Raw genomic sequence first — 16,086 nt, forward strand, 5'->3', positions numbered from 1 at the left:
GTGACGCCATGTGCTGTCCGTGGTGGTTGCGATTCAAGGGAGGTAGTGGGATGGGGCTGCCCAGGTCGGTGGTCAAGCAGGCCGGGTCGGCATCGGTGGTGCAGCTCAAGCTGCTGGTCAGCGACCTGGATGCGGAGATCCTGGCCGCCACCGTGGCACTGTGCAACCAGGCCGCTGCCTATGCCTCCACAGCGGCGTGGCGGCGTGGCCTGGTGGGCCAGGTGCAGCTGCATCGGTCGGTTTACCGCGAGTTGCGCGAGCAGTTCCCCAGTCTGGGGGCACAGGCGGCGGTGCGGGCGATTGCCCGGGTCGTCGGCGCCCATGCCAACCGGAGCGCCTCCAGGAAGCGGGCGCACATCTTCCGCTCGAACGGCGCGGTCCCGTTCGACGCCCGGATGCTCACCTCCAACCGAGACGCTGGCACCATCTCGATCTGGACCCCGCACGGTCGGCTCCAGCTCGGCTACCTTGGCCGGGACATCGATCTGGAGGCGGTCGAGCAGTTGCCTCCGGGCGAATGTGACTTGATATGCCGCAACGGGGTGTGGCTGCTGAAGGTCGCGGTCGCTGTGCCCGTATCCGTCATCGCAGAACCGGTGGCAGGCTTTCTCGGGGTGGATCAAGGCGTGGCCAGCCTGGCGGTCACCAGCGATGGGGCGGTGCTGCCGGGCTCGGTCCTGCCGGGCACAGTCAAGGGCAACGGCCACGTCCGCGCGCTGCGCGCGCGTCGTCACCGCCAGCGCAGGCGGCTGCAAACGAAGGCCACTTCTTCGGCTCGGCGGGTGCTGCGCCGCCTGGCCGGACGGGAGGCGAGGACGATAGCCGACGTCAACCATCAGATCTCCAAACACGTGGTGCGCGAGGCCGAACACACCGGTCGCGGTGTGGCTCTGGAAGATCTCCAGGGCATCCGTGGGCGGGCAAGGGCTCATCGGTCCCAGCGGCGCACCCTGCACTCCTGGGCATTCGCCCAGATGATCGGATTCGTTCGGTACAAGACACAACGTGCGGGAGTCGCACTCGTACTGGTGGACCCGGCCTACACCAGCCAAACCTGCCCTGAGCGCGATCACATCTCCCGCCAGAACCGGCCTGCACGCGGCGGCCGGTTCCTTTGTCAACGGTGCGGCCTCGCTGGGCACGCCGACCACATCGCGGCCATCAACGTCTCCATACGAGCCGTTGGCGGCTGGGGCGCAGTCAACCGTCCGCACGCTACCGACCTCCCTTCAGCCAGACGGGACCAGGAGAGCAAGCCACCGGTTCAGCCGGTGGTAGTTGGCATCAGCTCCCTTTCTTCGAGCACCGCGAGAAGCGGCTCCGCCGCTGCCAGCACCGCCTGGACGTCCTTCTCCGACGGGACCCGGCCCGTGTCCAGCACGAGCCGCACCCCCTCTCCCAACCTGATCCCTGTGACCACGAACGAGACATCGGTACGTGCCGACCCGCCATCCGGCGCACCGGCCACCCAGGGCTGCTGACCACCATCGGCCGTCTCCTGCTGCTGCCCGGCCGCGGTGATTGCCTCGGGCGGCTGCCCGGTTGCTTCATGCCGCTGACCGGCCGCAAGAGGTGCCTCATGGGTTTGCGTGCCCCCCTTCCCCGGCCGCTCGGCCCAGAAGCGGCCGCGCCTGGACTTCGTGTCATCGGCCCGCGCGCCGCCTTCCTCGGGAGGCGCGCTGCCCGCAGGGGCCCGCGCCGCCGCACCCGGGCGCGTCGAGGGGGTCATTCCTGCCGTGCCTTCTTGGGGGGCCGTGACGGGTCGTGTCGCGCCGTCGCCGTCGCCGTGCCGTGCCGTGCCGCCATCGGCCCAGGTCTCGCCCCGCTCGGCCACACCGCTGGTCCACTCGGCACCGGCGGCCGGTCTCTCGCCCTTGTGCGGGGCGGCGGGCCGGGGCCTGGCACCGTCGTACAAGGGAGTGGCGTCGAAACTCGCATCGCCGTCATGCGTGAACCCGCCTTTCGGCAGCCTGCCACCGAGCGGCGCGTCCTCAATCCGGGCCGTCGTATTCGGGCCTGCTGTGCCGCCCAGGCCCGCGGCGGTCTCCAGCATGCGGTCCGTGGCACCCGCCAGAGCCGTCTGGATCTGGGCGATCGAGTGTCCGGCGGCCTGCAGCCGCTTCACGGCCACGAGTTGCAGCAGGTGCCGCCGGCCGTACTGGGCGATGCGGCCGCGCCTGGTCAGCGGCGGGTCCACCAGCCCGATCGTCGTGTACCACCTGATCAGCCGCTCGCCCGGCACATCGCGGACCCGGCCGTTGGCGGCCGGGGCGCCGTCCGAGCCGGCCCGCAGCGCCAGCGCCGCGCGCTCGGCCAGCTCGCCGATGGTCCAGATGTCGCTCATACCTCCACAGTGACACTGTCATTGTTACACTGTCAACGGTGACGGAAGAATGGCCGCCGCCATGTCGTTCTCCATAGGGAAAAGTCCGATCGACGGGGAGGAACAGGACATGGCCATGATCACCGGCCCACTCTCGGGCGACGCCAAGGACACCGTCGCAGAGGCCCTGCAGGGTGCTTTGGTCGATCTCATCGACCTCTCGCTGGTCGCCAAGCAAGCGCACTGGAACCTCATCGGCCCTCACTTCCGCCCGATCCACCTTCAGCTCGACGAGCTCACCGAGCTCGCCAGGTCCCACATGGACACCATCGCCGAACGCGCCGTCGCCGTCGGGATCAACCCGGACGGGCGTTCCACCACGGTCGCCAGGTCCACGAAGCTGCAGCAGCCGGAGTCCGGCTGGATCGAGGACGGCAAGGTCGTGGCGACGATCACCGGCCTGCTGGACGGCATCAGCAAGCGGATGCACGAGCGCGTCCGGGCCACCGACGAGCCCGACCCGGTCACCCAGGACCTGCTCATCGCGGTGGCACAGGACATCGACAAACAGCACTGGATGTTCCAGGCCCAGGCCTGACCTGCCAGAAAGCCCGGGAGCCCGTACGGGAGCCCGGGCTTTGGCATGCCACGCCCCCGGGCCGACGTGGAGTTGGCCGGATGATCGCGCGAAGGGAGTCCGGGGTTTGCGCAGAGTTTGATGTCGCGAGTCCCTGCCATTCATGTCGGTGCGGTCGACTAGCGTGGCACCTAGAGGGAGGCCCCACGATGTCCCACAAGACTCTCCTCCGCACGGGCCCGCTCTTGCGGGGCGGCATCAGCCCGTACGGATCGCTCGGCCTGCCGGGCGCCGACGGCCTCGCGCTGCCCTCAGGCTTCACCGGCAGGGTGGTGGCCCGCTCGGGCCACAAGGTCGCCGGGCTGACCTGGCACGCGGCCCCCGACGGCGGCGCCTGCTTCCCCGACGGCGCCGGCTGGATCTACGTGTCCAACTCCGAGCTGCCCCTGCTCGGCGGCGCGTCGGCGCTGCGCTTCCGCGCCGACGGCACCATCGGCGACGCCTACCGCATCCTGTCGGGCACCGACCTCAACTGCGCGGGCGGCGCCACGCCGTGGCACACCTGGCTGTCGTGCGAGCTGGGCCACCGCGGCCGCGTCTTCGAGTGCGACCCGTACGGCGCCCGCGCCGCCCGCCCCCGGCTGGCCATGGGCCGCTTCAAGCACGAGGCCGCCGCCTGCGACCCCGAGCGGCACGTCGTCTACATGACCGAGGACGAGCCCGACGGCTGCTTCTACCGGTTCAGGCCGGGCGACTGGGGTGACCTGACGGAGGGCGCGCTGGAGGTGCTGTGCTCCTCGGGCCACTGGCAGGTGGTGCCCTCGCCGGCGGCGCTGCGCACGGAGGCCCGCCACCAGGTCGAGGACGCCCGCCACTTCGACGGCGGCGACGGCTGCCACTACGCGGGCGGGGTGTGCTACTTCACGACCAAGGGCGACACGGGCCTGTGGGCCTACGACGCGCAGACCTCCGCGATCGAGCGGCTGTGCGAGGGCGTGCGCGCGATCACCGCCGCCCCCTCCGGCGACCTGTACGTGGCCAGGGAGACGACGGAGATCGACGTCATCACCCCCGACCGCGCGGTCACGCCGTTCCTCAGGCTGGAGGGGCACGCCGGGGCGGAGTTGACCGGGCTGGCGTTCTCGCCGGAGGGCGAGCGGCTCTACTTCTCGGCCCGGCGCGGCCGCACCGAGGGCCACACCTTCGAGGTGACGGGCCCCTTCCGGAGCTGACCGCGAGGGCCGCATCTTCGAGGTGACGGGCCCCTTCCGGAGCTGCCCGCGAGGGCCGCATGCGGCCCTTTCCGGAGCTGGCCGCGGGGGACGCGGTCAGCGCAGGTAGCGGACCAGGGCGAGCTTCAGCTCCTCGACCAGCTCCGTCCCGCGCTCCGGCGTCGCCGTGGTGATCAGCGGCATCACCGCCTTCACCATGGCCACCGCCATCGTCCCCATGAGCTCGGCGCGCTCCTGCGCCAGGCCGGGGGAGCGGCGGCGGAGCATGGCCGCGACCTGCCGGGCGATGTCGGCGTGCAGCCGCCGCGAGGCCGAGGCCAGCTGGTCGCCCGTCGCCGACCCGTACAGGAGCGACCAGTACGCCGGTGACGCGCCCTTGAACCTGACGCTCTCGTCCACGACCTGCTCCACCAGCGTCTCCAGCGGCACCTCCGGGGTGACGGCGGCCAGCCGCGCGGCCCAGAACTCCTGCCGGTCGTCGGTGTAGCGGGACACCAGCCCGTCGAGGATCTCCTCCTTGTTGCGGAAGAACTGGTAGAGCGACCCGGGCGACATCCCCGCCCGCGTGGCGACGTGGTTCGTCGTCATGTCCGGGTATCCGACCTCGGCGATCACCGACTCGGCGGCGTCGAGGATCTCCGCCATGCGCTTCAGGCCACGCGCCTGCCGGCGAACCGTGCGTTCAGGCATGGGTCTCCTCGTTGACAAATGCGAGCATTTACTTGTATTTCTGATCCGGAGAGCAAACACGAGTAGTTTACCGAGTTTTGATTCGGGGGCACCCCACATGGCGCTGAACACGCGGCCACGGCCGGTCCACACGGAGGCGGCCGGGCCGCCGCTGCGCAGGCTGGGCTTCCTTCTCGTCCGGCGCCGCCGGGCCGTGCTCGTCCTGACCCTGGTCGTGCTCGCCGCCGCCGCGGCGCTGGCGGCCGGGGCGGTGCCGCGGCTGTCGCTGGCCAGGTTCGAGGCGCCGGGATCGGAGTCGGACCGGGCGCAGGCCGAGCTCGTGCGGCGGTTCGGGACGGGCAGCCCCGACATGATCTTCCTGGTGACCGCGAAGGCCGGCACCGTGGACGATCCCGCGGTCGAGGCCGAGGGCAGGGCGCTGACCGCGCGGATCGGCGGGCAGGAGGGGGTCGCCGAGTCCGCCTCGTACTGGACCCGCGGCAAGCCCGCCACCATGCGCAGCCGGGACGGCAGGCACGCGCTGGTCGTGGTGCGCGTCCCCGGGGACGCCGACCACGTGCGCGGGCGGGTGCTGCCCAGGCTCGTGCCCGAGATCACCGAGGGCACCGGCCTGCTCCAGGTGCGGGCCGGGGGAGGGGAGGAGGTGTTCAGGGAGACGGTGCCGCTGTCCAGGCAGGACTTCCTGCGGGCCGAGCTGGTCATCTTCCCGCTGGCGTTCGCGCTGCTCTGGCTCTACCAGCGGCGCGCCATGGCGGCCCTGGTGCCGATCCTGGCCGGGGTGTTCGCGATGGTGATCGGGCTGGCGCTGCTGCGCGTGCCCCTGGCCTTCACCGGGATCTCCACGTTCGCCCTGAACCTGACCCTCGCGATGGGGCTCGGGCTCGGCATCGACTACTGCCTGTTCGTCATCCAGCGCTTCCGGGAGGAGACGCGGCGCGGTGCGGACCGGGCGAGCGCGGTGGCCGGGGCCGTGGAGCACGCGGGGCGGACGGTGCTGTTCAGCGGGCTCACCGTGGCCTCGTCCCTGGCCGTGCTGTTCGCGTTGCCGTTCGACTTCCTGAGATCCTTCGCGTACGCGGGCGTCGCCGTCGTCGCCGGCGGGCTGTTCGCGGCGGTGATCGTGCTGCCCGCCGTGCTGGCCTCGATCGGGACCACGGTGCTCCCCAAGCGGTTCGCGCCGGAGCGGGACGCGGGGTTCTGGCACGCGCTGGCCGTCCGGGTGATGCGGCGGCCGCTGGTGTTCGGCGGGCTGGCCACGGCGGTGCTGCTGCTGCTCGCCTCGCCGTTCCTGGGGCTGCGGTTCGGCGTGGCCGACGACCGCATCCTGCCCCTGGAAGCCTCGTCCCGGCAGACGCAGGAGGTCATCCGGCAGTCCTTCCCGGCGGAGGAGACCGACGCCATCCAGATAATCGCCAAAAATCCGACGTCAGGCGATATTTCGCAGTATGCGGTGGCGTTGTCCCGGCTCCCCGGGGTCGCCCAGGTCGACTCCGCCGCCGGCTCGTTCGCGGCCGGCAGCAGGGTCGGCGACGGTGTCCCCGAGAGGTTCCGCCGGGGTTCGATCCAGGACGCCTGGCTGTCCGTGGTCCCGTCCGCCGAGGCGCTGGCCGACGATCCGGTGCGGCTGGTGGAGTCCGTACGCACCGTCGAGCCGCCCTTCGAGGTCCTCATCGGCGGCTACCCGGCCGAGCTGGCCGACTACCGCGCCTCCGTCGTCGACCGGCTCCCCCTGGTGCTGGCCCTCATGCTCGGCGTCACGTTCCTGGTCCTCTTCGGGATGACCAGGAGCCTGATCATCCCGCTCAAGGCGTCCCTGCTGAACCTCCTCAGCATGGGGGTCATGTTCGGCGCCGTCGTCTGGGTCTTCCAGGACGGCCACCTCGCCGGCCTCCTCGGCTTCACGCCGACCGGCACCCTCGACCCCAGCATCCCGATCCTGATGCTCTGCGTCGCGTACGGCCTGTCGATGGACTACGAGGTGTTCCTGCTCTCCCGCGTCAAGGAGGAGTACGACAGGACGGGCGACACCGAGCAGGCCGTGGCCACCGGCCTGCAGCGGGGCGCGCCGCTGATCACGGCCGCCGGCGGGATCCTGGCGCTCACGTTCGCCGCCTACGCCACGGCGCAGGTGATGTTCGTGCAGATGCTGGGCGTCGGCATGGCGGTGGCCGTGCTGGTCGACGCGACCGTGATCAGGGCGGTGCTGGTGCCGAGCCTGATGCGCCTGGCGGGCCCGCTCAACTGGTGGCCCAGAGGTCGCGTGACCACATCTGCTCGGTGACCTCGACCCCGTTCTCCATGCCCGTCTCCTCCGAGTCCAGCTCGAACCCGGCCTCCTGGTAGATCCGCCGCGCGCTCACCAGGCAGTCGCGGGTCCACAGCGTGATCCGCTTGTAGCCCTCGGCCCGCGCGTGCCGCAGGCACTCCTCCACGAGCCGCCGCCCGAGCCCCAGCCCTCTGGCGGACGGCTCCACCAGCAGCATCCGCAGCTTGGCCGTCGTCTCGTCCTGCCGCACGCAGAACACACAGCCGGCCCGCTCACCGCCCACCTCGGCGATCCACCCGGCGTCCCGGGAGAAGTCCAGCTCGCCGACGATCCTGGCGACGAGCTGCTCGAACTCCGTGCCCCAGCCGTACTCGCGGCTGTAGAGGTCGCCGTGCCGGTAGACGACCCAGCCCAGGTCGCCGGTGCGCGGAGGCCTGATCACGTACGGCTGCGCGGCGCCCCCGTCGCCCAGCAGCCTCCTGATCGTGGCCATGCCGGCCACCAGACGCCCCTGGCTCTCGTCCGGCAGCCCGGACAGCAGCCGCTCGATCTCCTCGGCCGAGCGCCTGTCGAGGTTCGCGAACGTCTCCGTGCCCGCGGAGGTGAGCCGTACGAGCTGCTTGCGGGCGTCCGACGAGGACCGCTCGCGCGAGATCAGCCCGTCGGTCTCGAAGCGCGCGAGGATCCTGCTGAGGTAGCCCGCGTCCAGGTCGAGCAGGGAGCGCAGCGCCCCGGTCTCCATCGGCGCGGCGTGCGCCAGCTCGAACAGCACCCTCACCTCGGTCAGCGAGTACGGCGAGTCGAGCATGCCCGCCTGCAGCACGCCGATCACTTTCGTATAGAACCGGTTGAAGGCCCTGACCTCAGAGACCCTTGCCTGCGTCAACGAACTCATTGCTACAGTCAACCATGAGAGGATCCCGGTTGTGAAGCGCGTCTACATAGGCGGATACGGCCCCGGCATCGTCACGGTCGGCGGCGGGCTCACCAGAGTGGCCTCGCCGTCGTTCCTGGCCGCCCACCCCACTCTGCCGGTGCTGTACACGGTGGGCGAGCTCGAACGCGGCTGGCTCACCGCGTACCAGGTCGGCGAGACCCTCGACATGCTGGACGAGCGGCCGAGCGAAGGCTCGCTGCCCTGCCACGTCGCCGTCGACCCGACCGGCAGCGTGCTCGCGGCGGCCAACTACGGCGACGGCGTCGCCGTCGTCTACCGCCTCGACGATCGCGGCGCGTTCGAGGGCGAGCCGATCGTGCTGCGCCACCAGGGCTCCGGCCCGGACGCCGAGCGCCAGGAGGGCCCCCACGCCCACGAGGTCGTCTTCCACGACGGGATTTTGCACGTCTCCGACCTCGGCACCGACGAGATCCGCCGCTACCGCTACGACGGCACCGCGCTGGAGCCGATCAAGCTGGAGCCCGGCACCGGCCCGCGCCACTTCGCCTTCTCCGGATCGCGCCTCTACGTGGCGGGCGAGCTCGCCGGCACCGTCACCCTCATCGAGGACGGGCGCCACACGGTCGTCCCCGCCTCGCGCGCCGAGGACGAGGAGGGGGGCAAGAACGCCCCGTCCCACCTCCAGCTCGGCGACGACCTCGTGTACGTCGCCAACCGCGGGCCCAACACGGTCACGGTGCTGCGCGCCGCCGACCTGTCGCACGTGGCGGAGGTGCCGGCGGGCGGCGACTGGCCCAGGCACTTCGCCATCGACGGGACCACCATGTACGTGGCCGACCAGCACTCGGACGCCGTCACCGTCTTCCGGCTGAAGGACGGCGTGCCCGAACCCGCGGGGGAGGCGTACGAGGTCGAAAGCCCGGCCTGTGTGCTGATCATGTAAGGAGTTCGCCAAGTCACGGCTCATCGGGGCGTTCGGTCATGACCATGGACGGGTGCGAAAGATCCTCGTCATGCTGTCGTCGCTGGTCGTCGTCGCCGGGTGCGGCGGCTCGCCCCCTGCTCCCGCCCCGGACCGGGTCCAGCGCCCGGACCCGGGCGGGACGCCTCCGTCCGTCGCGGAGGTGCAGGAGTCCTGGCACATCACCCGGCTGGGCGCGGAGCACGAGATCGAGGGCTACGCCGACCGGGTGAGCGTCCTGCCGGGCGAGCGCTTCGGGCTGCGGGTCTCGACGACCGCTCCGCGCTTCTCGGCGCGCGCCTTCCGCATGGGCGCGAACCCGGTCAGGGTGTGGGAGTCACCCGCGGTCCAGGGCGTGCGGCAGGCGCCGATGCGGCTCGTGGACGGCACGGTGAGCGCGGCCCACTGGCGGCCCTCGCTCACCGTGGACACCGCGGGCTGGCCCGAGGGCGCGTACCTGATCAGGCTCGACGCCTCCACCGGCGCCCAGCGCTACGTCCCGATCACCGTGCGCTCGGCCTCCACCGCCGGCCGGGTGGTGCTGGTGAACGCGGTCACCACCTGGCAGGCCTACAACCGGTGGGGCGGCCGCAGCCTCTACGCGGGCCCGCGCGGGTACGCCGACCGCTCCCGCGCCGTGACCTTCGACCGCCCGTACGACGACGTCGGCGCCCGGCTCTTCCTTGACTTCGAGAAGGAGGCGCTGGCCGTGGCCGAGCAGAGCCACGTGCCGCTGGCGTACCTGACGAACCTGGACCTCAAGCCCGGCGTGCTCGACGGCGCCCGGGCGGTGGTGTCGCTGGGACACGACGAGTACTGGTCGCCCGGCATGCGCGCGGTCGTCACCACGGCCAGGGACGCCGGCACGAACCTGGCCTTCCTCGGCGCCAACGCCGTCTACTGGCGGATCGCGATGCACGACAGGACGCTCGCCTGCGACAAGGAGCGGCTGTGCCGGCTGTGGCGGGACTCCAGGCCGGAGAGCACGCTGGTGGGGCAGATGTACGACTGCTTCCCGGCGGAGGGCGCCTACCGGGTGACGCGGCCGCGCCACTGGATCTTCGCCGGGACCAGGGGGAGGCGTTTTCCGGGGATGGTCGGCGTGGAGTCCGACAAGGTGTCGCGCGGGTCGCCGGGGAACGTCCAGGTGCTGGCGGAGTCGCCGTACTCCTGCGGCGGCGGGCGGGCGACCCACTCCAACAGCACCTACTACGTGGCGCCCAGCGGGGCCGGGGTGTTCGCGTCGGGGACGATGCGCTGGGTGTGCGCGATGCGGGGAGCGCGGTGCGGCCACGGCGTCTCCGACCGCGCCGCCGCCTTCACCCGCCGCGCGACCACCAACCTCCTGACCCGCTTCGCCCAGGGCCCTGCCGGTGCTCATTGACACGCCCCGGTCAGGCCATGGTCTCCCGCAGGATCTCGTCGAGCGTCCGGACGATCTCGCGCTCGGCGGGCTCCTTGGTCACGCCCAGCTCGCCCAGCGCCCGGGCCACCGGCTCGTCCTCCAGCGACAGGACGCCCAGCAGCAAATGCTCGGTCCCGACGAACGGGTGGCCCAGCCGCAGCGCCTCGCGCAACGTCAGCTCCAGCGCCTTCTTGCTCTGCGCCGCGAACGCCACGGCCTCGGCCGGGGGCTCGCCGCCCGGCCCGAGAGCCGCCCTGGCGGCCTCCCCGACCGCCTCCGGCGAAGCCCCGAGCGTCACCATGGCCTTGACCGCCAGCCCATCCGGCTCGCTCAGCAGCCCCAGCACCAGGTGTCCCACCTCGATGTGACCGTGCCCCGCCTCCTGGGCCTCCTTCTGCGCCCGCACGACGACGCGCCGGGCCCGATCGGTGTAGCGGGCGTAGGCCCGCAGGTCCCCGGACGGGGAGCCGCCGTCCTTGGGCACGAACCGCTTCTGCACGGCCTGCTTGCTGACCCCCATGCTGCGCCCGATGTCGGTCCAGGACGCCCCGGACCGCCTGGCCTGGTCCACGAAGTGCCCGATCAGATGGTCGGCCACCTCGCCGATGTGCTCACCCAGCGACACGGCATCGGCCAGCTCTTCCAGCGGGTCGCCGTCGGGGTGGCGGCTCTTGATCGCGTTGATGAGGTCGTCGAGACGCACGATTCTCTCCATGCGTCAACCATAGGTTGACGCTATGCCTCCGTCAACCTTAGGTTGACGATTGGGCGCGCCGGAGGCGCGCTGCTGTTGCACCGGCCTGAACGGGCCGTGCGGGATCGGTCGCCACCCTCCAGCGCCACGACTGCCGGGTGGGCGTCTGGGGCGCGAACTCCGCGCCTGCCGCCGGCGGTGCGTACACGCCTGGGTCGGAAACTGGCCTGGGGCCGGGCCGGGGGCCGGGCGTCCAGCCAGGCGATGACGACCTCCAGGCCCGCAAGTCACTGCAGAAGGCTCTGCGCCCGTGCGCTCCTGGGCGTGTTCATCGGGTCAGGGAATCGACGCGGTCTCTGATGTCGGCGTATTCGTTCTCGGCGTCTTCGAGGATCGCTTCGGGGGTTCTGCCTTCGCGTCGTTCGAGTTCGGTCTCAGCGATGCGGATGATCTCGAGGTGAGGGTCAGCATCCTCGTCGGGCGGGCCGTACATGACGGCCTCGAAGGGGCCGACGCCGGCGGCCAGCAGGTAGAGCAAGTCGCACAGGTCCTTGGCCACCGGACCGATGGAGCCTTCGCTCTCGAACAGGACGACCGGTTGCCGCTCGATCGGAAGTCCCTCGTGGACCAGCCAGAAGGCGACCAGCCCGCCGCTGCCGTCCATCCCGAACACGCGGAACTCCTGGTCGGCGTCGGCATTGCCGGTCCAGGAGCCGACCGCGTCCGGATCGAAGCGGTCGAGCATCTCGAAGTCGAGTTCGTCGAGCCCGGAGGCGTCCTGGTGGGCGCGCAGTGCCTGCAGGGCCGCCGGGAATGGTTCGTCGGCGTTCAGGACCGGCCAGGACGGGATCGGGCGGGCGTCCGGCGTCGTCCCGCTGAGTAGTTCCGGGTCGTCGGCGTCGCGTTCGTTGAGAGTCAGCAGGTACCAGATGAAGCGGCCGTCGTCGTGGTACCGCACCTCGAATGTGCTCCGTTCGTCACGGTGTAGCACGTGGACCACGTTCCCGTACTCCGCGACCGTGCTGTCCAGCGCACGTGCGCGCGCCTCGGGCTCAGGCAGTGTGATCGTGAGGCCGTCCAGCACCATCTCCGGGTAGGGCTCCTGGATATAGATCTTGGTGACGTAGCCGATCACCGGGCCGCGGCCCCGTACCCGGGGAGAGGGATAACAGCCGGGGACCCGCACGGTGGCCTGGTAACCGAACGACCACCCCTGCTCGATTACGCCCATGCCGTGCCAGCCGTCCCTGTCAGGGAAGGTAGGCGGCGGGCGCAGGCCGTGGATCCGATGTAACTCGATCAGCCGCGGATCGTCGGTGCGGCAGCCGAGCAGGCCGTTGAGCAGGGCGAAGGGCGGGGGGTTGAGCACAGCTGCATGGTAGTGGCTCGTGTGTTACGACGCGCTGACCGGCCGCGAACCCCGCGCGAGAACCCGGGCGAGTGGCCGCGCTGCCGGGACTGCGCGCCGGGCTTCCGCGACCTCGCCGGCTACCTCGCAAGATCACTACTCGAGGCCGACGGACGGGTTCAGACCACACAGCCCGGAAAGTTTTGAAAAGAGATCCGGGAGGAGTGTCGGATCGGGGCGGTGGTGTTCGTAGCAGGGGTGAGGCCGCCGCAAGGCGGGCGCGACCGACTTCCCGCAAGGAGACACCATGACCGCCACCTACACCTTCGACATCTTCTCCACGCTCGACGGCTTCGCCAACCACAGCGGCGACTGGGGCGGCTACTGGGGCAAGCAGGGCCCCGAGTTCCTCGCCTATCGCGCCGCCGCCTACCGCGACCCGCTGCGCATGGTGCTCGGGGCCACGACCTACGCCTCGAACGCGCCGTTCCTCGCCGCAGGCTTCGACCGCAGCCTGTTCGACGGGTGGATCACGCGCATGTTCGACTCCCCGGTCACGGTGCTCTCCAGCCGGCTGACCGAGCCGCTCGAGTGGCCGGGCACGACCATCGAGTCCGGCGATCCTGTCGAGGTGGTCACGCGCCTCAAGGCCGAATCCGATGTGCCGCTGCGCTCCCACGGCAGCCTGACGCTCAACCGGGCGCTGCTGAACGCCGGCCTGATCGACACCATCGAGGTGACGGTCTTCCCGGTGATCTCCGGGAAGACCGGCGTGGACCGGATCTTCGACGGTGCGGACGACTTCGACCTCGAGCTGCTCGAGGCGCGGACCTTCGACGGCAACACGCAGGTGCTGACCTATCGGCCCACCCGGCACGGTTGACCGGCGGCGGGCCGGCGCCGAGCCAGGCCGGGGTCGTCGTCCTCGCCGCGTGCGCGGTGAGATCATGGCTGCGTGCGAATCGAGATCGTGGTCTTCGACGGCTTCGACGAACTGGACGTGTTCGGGCCGTTCGAGGTGTTGTCCATGGCCGGGCTCGCCGTCGAGCTGGTCGCCGCCGAGCGGCCCGGTCCCGTGACCAGCATGCGCGGCGTCAGGATCGAGGTGCCCACCGTCCTCGGGCGGCCCGACGGGGTGATCGTCCCGGGCGGCGGCTGGCTGAACCGGGCCCCGGCGGGCGCCTGGGCCGAGGCGCAGCTCGGGGTGCTCCCTGCCCGGCTCGCGGCGGTGGCGCCCTCGACCCGCTGGATGGCCTCGGTGTGCACCGGTGGGCTGCTGCTCGCCGCCGCCGGTCTGCTGGCCGACCGGCAGGCGACCACCAACCACGACGCGTACGAGGAGCTGCGGTCCTACGGCGTCGACGCCGTCGAGGAGCGGGTCGTCGACGCCGGCGACCGCATCACCGCCGGAGCGCTGAGCGCCGGGCTGGACCTGGGCCTGTGGATCACTGAACGGGAGCTGGGCACCGCGACCGCCGACCGCGTCTCCACCTCCATCGGGTACGCGCGGACCGCCCGGGTCTTCCACGCACGAGGACGGTGACGAACCATGGGCAAGACGTACGAACGCATCACCGATCGTTTGCGCGCGTTCATCGAGGCGCAGCCGGTGTTCTTCACGGCCACCGCGCCGCTCGCCGGTGACGGCACGGTCAACCTGTCTCCCAAGGGGCTGACGGGGTCGCTGGCGGTCCTGGACGAGGTGACGGTGGCCTACCTCGACTTCGCCGGCAGCAACGCGGAGACCATCGCCCACCTGCGCGAGAACGGCCGGATCACCTTGATGTGGTGCGCCTTCCAAGGTCCGCCCAACATCGTGCGGATCCACGGGCGCGGCGAGCCCGTCTTCCGCGACGACCCCAGGTGGGCCGAGCTGATCACCTGCTTTCCCGCGATCGACCCCGCCCCGCACGGGCTGCGGGCGATCGTCGTCGTGCACGCCGAGCTGATCCGGGACACCTGCGGCTTCGCGGTTCCCCTCATGTCGTACGACATGGACCGCGACCTGCACGCGAAGCGATTCGCGCGGGAGGACGACGAGTCGCTCGGCGACTATTTCGCGCGCAAGGACCACATCGCCACCAGCATCGACGGGCTGCCCGGACTGCCCCTGCCGCTGCCCCCCCACACCCTGAGGGTGCTATCGCCGGGAGGCCAGCTCGACGGCGGCCCGCCAGCGCTCGTAGGCGGCGTCGTCCCGCGGGCCGGGCTCGAAGCGGCGTTCGAGCTGCCACGTATGGCGCAGCTCGGTCCGCGAGGCCCACACGCCCGCTCCCAGCCCCGCCAGGAAGGCGGCGCCGAGGGCCGTGGTCTCCTGGATGGCCGGGCGCTCCACCGCCGCCCCGAGCTGGTCGGCCTGGAGCTGCATGAGCAGGTCGTTCGAGCTGGCCCCGCCGTCGGCCTTGAGCACCGGCACGGCGCCCCCGGTCATCACCTCCACCACGTCCCGCACCTCGAACGCGATCGCCTCCAGCGTGGCCCTGACGAGGTGCGCCCGCGTCGTGCCCCGCGTGATGCCGGTGATCAGCCCGCGTGCGGCGGGGTCCCAGTGGGGCGCCCCCAGCCCCGTGAGGGCCGGCACGAACACCACGCCGCCGCTGTCGGGCACCGTGCGCGCCACGGCCTCGGACTCCGGTGCCGTGCCGATCAGCCCCAGCCCGTCGCGCAGCCACTGCACGGCGGCCCCGGTCACGAAGATCGACCCCTCCAGCGCGAACGTGCGCTCACCCGCCGGCGTCTGCCAGGCCACCGTGGTCAGCAGCCCCGTGTCGGAACGGACGATCTCCCCGCCGAGGTTGGCCAGCACGAACGACCCCGTGCCGTAGGTGCACTTGACGTCCCCCACGTCGAAGCACGTCTGCCCGAACAGCGCCGCCTGCTGGTCGCCGGCCACCCCGCTGATCGGCAGCTCCAGCCCGAGGAAGGCGGACGGCCCCGTGAGCCCCAGCGGTCCGTAGTTGGGCACGATCTCGGGCAGTGCCTCCAGGGGCACCCCGAACAGCTCGCACAGCTCCGGCTCCCAGTCGCCGGAGGCGAGGCCGTACAGGAGCGTGCGTGAGGCGTTGGACGGGTCGGTCACGTGCCGTGCGCCCGCCGTGAGCCTGGCGATGAGGTAGGAGTCGACCGTCCCTATGGCGATGTTCCCGGACCGGACGCCGGCCCAGGTGGTCTCGTCGTGCTCGGCGAGCCAGGTCAGCTTCGTCGCGGTGAAGTACGGGTCGAGCCGCAGCCCGGTCAGCTCCGACACGCGCGGCTCGTGGCCCGCCTCGCGCAGCCGGTCGCAGATCCCGGCCGTGCGCCGGTCCTGCCACACGATGGCCCGGGTCGGCGCGGCCAGCGTGCGCCGGTCCCAGAGCACGGCGGTCTCACGCTGGTTGGTGATCCCGACGCAGGACGGGGAGCCGGAGGCCCCGCTCAGCGCGGCGCCGCACGCGGAGAGCGTGGCCTGCCAGATGTCTTCGGGATTGTGCTCCACCCATCCGGGGGAAGGAAAGTGCTGTGCGAACTCCTCGTAGCCTTTGGATTCGATTTGTCCGGTTTCAGTGACTACGAGCGCAGTCACGCCTGTCGTCCCGGCGTCAATGGCCAACACACTCACGAAATATCCCCGCAATCTGGGCAGCCTGGCGTTTGGTCTAGACCACTGCCCGCGACGACGGGCACAATGCGAGTCTGACATCAAGGTGACCCCC

At 71.3% G+C, this 16,086-nt stretch carries 14 protein-coding genes and 2 pseudogenes; 9 read left to right on the forward strand and 7 right to left on the reverse strand.

Annotation, left to right across the window (positions count from 1 at the left end; genetic code table 11):
• The first annotated feature begins 50 nt into the window (after window positions 1–50).
• Window positions 51–1,481: an RNA-guided endonuclease InsQ/TnpB family protein gene (locus ACFKCF_RS15515; RefSeq protein WP_394494103.1), complete on the forward strand. Its 1,431-nt coding sequence runs from the start codon at window positions 51–53 to the stop codon at window positions 1,479–1,481.
• 599 nt (window positions 1,482–2,080) lie between these two features.
• Here the strand turns inward: ACFKCF_RS15515 and ACFKCF_RS15520 are convergent.
• Window positions 2,081–2,344 (reverse strand): annotated as a pseudogene (locus tag ACFKCF_RS15520) (MerR family transcriptional regulator); the annotation flags it as partial.
• Window positions 2,345–2,453: 109 nt separating this feature from the next.
• Here ACFKCF_RS15520 and ACFKCF_RS15525 point away from each other — a divergent pair.
• Window positions 2,454–2,921, forward strand: coding sequence for a Dps family protein (locus ACFKCF_RS15525; protein ID WP_394494104.1), 468 nt, complete (start codon window positions 2,454–2,456; stop codon window positions 2,919–2,921).
• A 188-nt stretch (window positions 2,922–3,109) separates the two neighbouring features.
• Complete coding sequence (locus ACFKCF_RS15530; protein WP_394494105.1) at window positions 3,110–4,132, forward strand: alkaline phosphatase PhoX; 1,023 nt, start codon at window positions 3,110–3,112, stop codon at window positions 4,130–4,132.
• A 96-nt stretch (window positions 4,133–4,228) separates the two neighbouring features.
• Here the strand turns inward: ACFKCF_RS15530 and ACFKCF_RS15535 are convergent, their stop codons facing one another.
• Complete coding sequence (locus tag ACFKCF_RS15535; RefSeq protein ID WP_394494107.1) at window positions 4,229–4,822, reverse strand: TetR/AcrR family transcriptional regulator; 594 nt, start codon at window positions 4,820–4,822, stop codon at window positions 4,229–4,231.
• A gap of 97 nt (window positions 4,823–4,919) precedes the next feature.
• Here ACFKCF_RS15535 and ACFKCF_RS15540 point away from each other — a divergent pair, with 97 nt between their 5' ends.
• Window positions 4,920–7,103 (forward strand): MMPL family transporter, encoded by a 2,184-nt coding sequence (locus tag ACFKCF_RS15540; protein ID WP_394494108.1) that lies wholly within the window; start codon window positions 4,920–4,922, stop codon window positions 7,101–7,103.
• Here ACFKCF_RS15540 and ACFKCF_RS15545 read toward each other — a convergent pair.
• Window positions 7,060–7,983 (reverse strand): GNAT family N-acetyltransferase, encoded by a 924-nt coding sequence (locus ACFKCF_RS15545; protein ID WP_394494109.1) that lies wholly within the window; start codon window positions 7,981–7,983, stop codon window positions 7,060–7,062. The two genes, ACFKCF_RS15540 and ACFKCF_RS15545, sit on opposite strands and share 44 nt — an antisense overlap.
• A gap of 31 nt (window positions 7,984–8,014) precedes the next feature.
• Between ACFKCF_RS15545 and ACFKCF_RS15550 the strand changes: the two genes are divergently transcribed.
• Both ACFKCF_RS15550 and ACFKCF_RS15555 read left to right on the forward strand, forming a co-directional pair.
• Window positions 8,015–8,929, forward strand: a complete 915-nt coding sequence (locus ACFKCF_RS15550; RefSeq protein ID WP_394494111.1) for a lactonase family protein — start codon at window positions 8,015–8,017, stop codon at window positions 8,927–8,929.
• A 52-nt stretch (window positions 8,930–8,981) separates the two neighbouring features.
• Window positions 8,982–10,331 (forward strand): N,N-dimethylformamidase beta subunit family domain-containing protein, encoded by a 1,350-nt coding sequence (locus tag ACFKCF_RS15555; protein WP_394494113.1) that lies wholly within the window; start codon window positions 8,982–8,984, stop codon window positions 10,329–10,331.
• Between the two features lie 10 nt (window positions 10,332–10,341).
• On the opposite strand, the gene ACFKCF_RS15560 is transcribed toward ACFKCF_RS15555, so the two are convergent.
• Both ACFKCF_RS15560 and ACFKCF_RS15565 read right to left on the reverse strand, forming a co-directional pair.
• Window positions 10,342–11,067, reverse strand: a complete 726-nt coding sequence (locus ACFKCF_RS15560) for a Clp protease N-terminal domain-containing protein (RefSeq protein WP_394494114.1) — start codon at window positions 11,065–11,067, stop codon at window positions 10,342–10,344.
• Between the two features lie 307 nt (window positions 11,068–11,374).
• On the reverse strand, window positions 11,375–12,415 hold the full coding sequence (locus ACFKCF_RS15565) for a hypothetical protein (RefSeq protein ID WP_394494116.1): 1,041 nt from the start codon (window positions 12,413–12,415) through the stop codon (window positions 11,375–11,377).
• Between the two features lie 286 nt (window positions 12,416–12,701).
• Here ACFKCF_RS15565 and ACFKCF_RS15570 point away from each other — a divergent pair, with 286 nt between their 5' ends.
• The 3 genes and pseudogenes from ACFKCF_RS15570 to ACFKCF_RS15580 all read left to right on the forward strand — a co-directional run.
• Window positions 12,702–13,277, forward strand: coding sequence for a dihydrofolate reductase family protein (locus ACFKCF_RS15570; protein WP_394494117.1), 576 nt, complete (start codon window positions 12,702–12,704; stop codon window positions 13,275–13,277).
• 72 nt (window positions 13,278–13,349) lie between these two features.
• A complete protein-coding gene (locus tag ACFKCF_RS15575; RefSeq protein ID WP_394494119.1) occupies window positions 13,350–13,937 on the forward strand; it encodes a DJ-1/PfpI family protein in 588 nt (195 codons plus the stop codon).
• Between the two features lie 6 nt (window positions 13,938–13,943).
• Window positions 13,944–14,189 (forward strand): annotated as a pseudogene (locus ACFKCF_RS15580) (pyridoxamine 5'-phosphate oxidase family protein); the annotation flags it as partial.
• Here ACFKCF_RS15580 and ACFKCF_RS15585 read toward each other — a convergent pair.
• Both ACFKCF_RS15585 and ACFKCF_RS15590 read right to left on the reverse strand, forming a co-directional pair.
• Entirely contained in the window at window positions 14,108–14,389 is a 282-nt protein-coding gene (locus ACFKCF_RS15585) for a hypothetical protein (protein WP_394494121.1), read from the reverse strand. The pseudogene ACFKCF_RS15580 and the gene ACFKCF_RS15585 overlap by 82 nt on opposite strands.
• 145 nt (window positions 14,390–14,534) lie before the next feature.
• The gene (locus ACFKCF_RS15590; protein ID WP_394494122.1) at window positions 14,535–15,992 is read right to left on the reverse strand and encodes an FGGY family carbohydrate kinase; all 1,458 of its coding nucleotides are present in this window, start codon (window positions 15,990–15,992) and stop codon (window positions 14,535–14,537) included.
• Between the last annotated feature and the right edge of the window lie 94 nt (window positions 15,993–16,086).

This window comes from Nonomuraea sp. JJY05 (genome assembly GCF_043496855.1).
Lineage (GTDB): Bacteria > Actinomycetota > Actinomycetes > Streptosporangiales > Streptosporangiaceae > Nonomuraea.

Bases quoted from the DNA above. Each gene is read 5' to 3' on its own strand.
- ACFKCF_RS15515 (WP_394494103.1), top strand. From the start codon at position 51: ATGGGGCTGCCCAGGTCGGTGGTCAAGCAGGCCGGGTCGGCATCGGTG.
- ACFKCF_RS15525 (WP_394494104.1), top strand. From the start codon at position 2,454: ATGGCCATGATCACCGGCCCACTCTCGGGCGACGCCAAGGACACCGTC.
- ACFKCF_RS15530 (WP_394494105.1), top strand. From the start codon at position 3,110: ATGTCCCACAAGACTCTCCTCCGCACGGGCCCGCTCTTGCGGGGCGGC.
- ACFKCF_RS15535 (WP_394494107.1), bottom strand. From the start codon at position 4,822: ATGCCTGAACGCACGGTTCGCCGGCAGGCGCGTGGCCTGAAGCGCATG.
- ACFKCF_RS15540 (WP_394494108.1), top strand. From the start codon at position 4,920: ATGGCGCTGAACACGCGGCCACGGCCGGTCCACACGGAGGCGGCCGGG.
- ACFKCF_RS15545 (WP_394494109.1), bottom strand. From the start codon at position 7,983: ATGAGTTCGTTGACGCAGGCAAGGGTCTCTGAGGTCAGGGCCTTCAAC.
- ACFKCF_RS15560 (WP_394494114.1), bottom strand. From the start codon at position 11,067: ATGGAGAGAATCGTGCGTCTCGACGACCTCATCAACGCGATCAAGAGC.
- ACFKCF_RS15570 (WP_394494117.1), top strand. From the start codon at position 12,702: ATGACCGCCACCTACACCTTCGACATCTTCTCCACGCTCGACGGCTTC.
- ACFKCF_RS15585 (WP_394494121.1), bottom strand. From the start codon at position 14,389: ATGTCGTACGACATGAGGGGAACCGCGAAGCCGCAGGTGTCCCGGATC.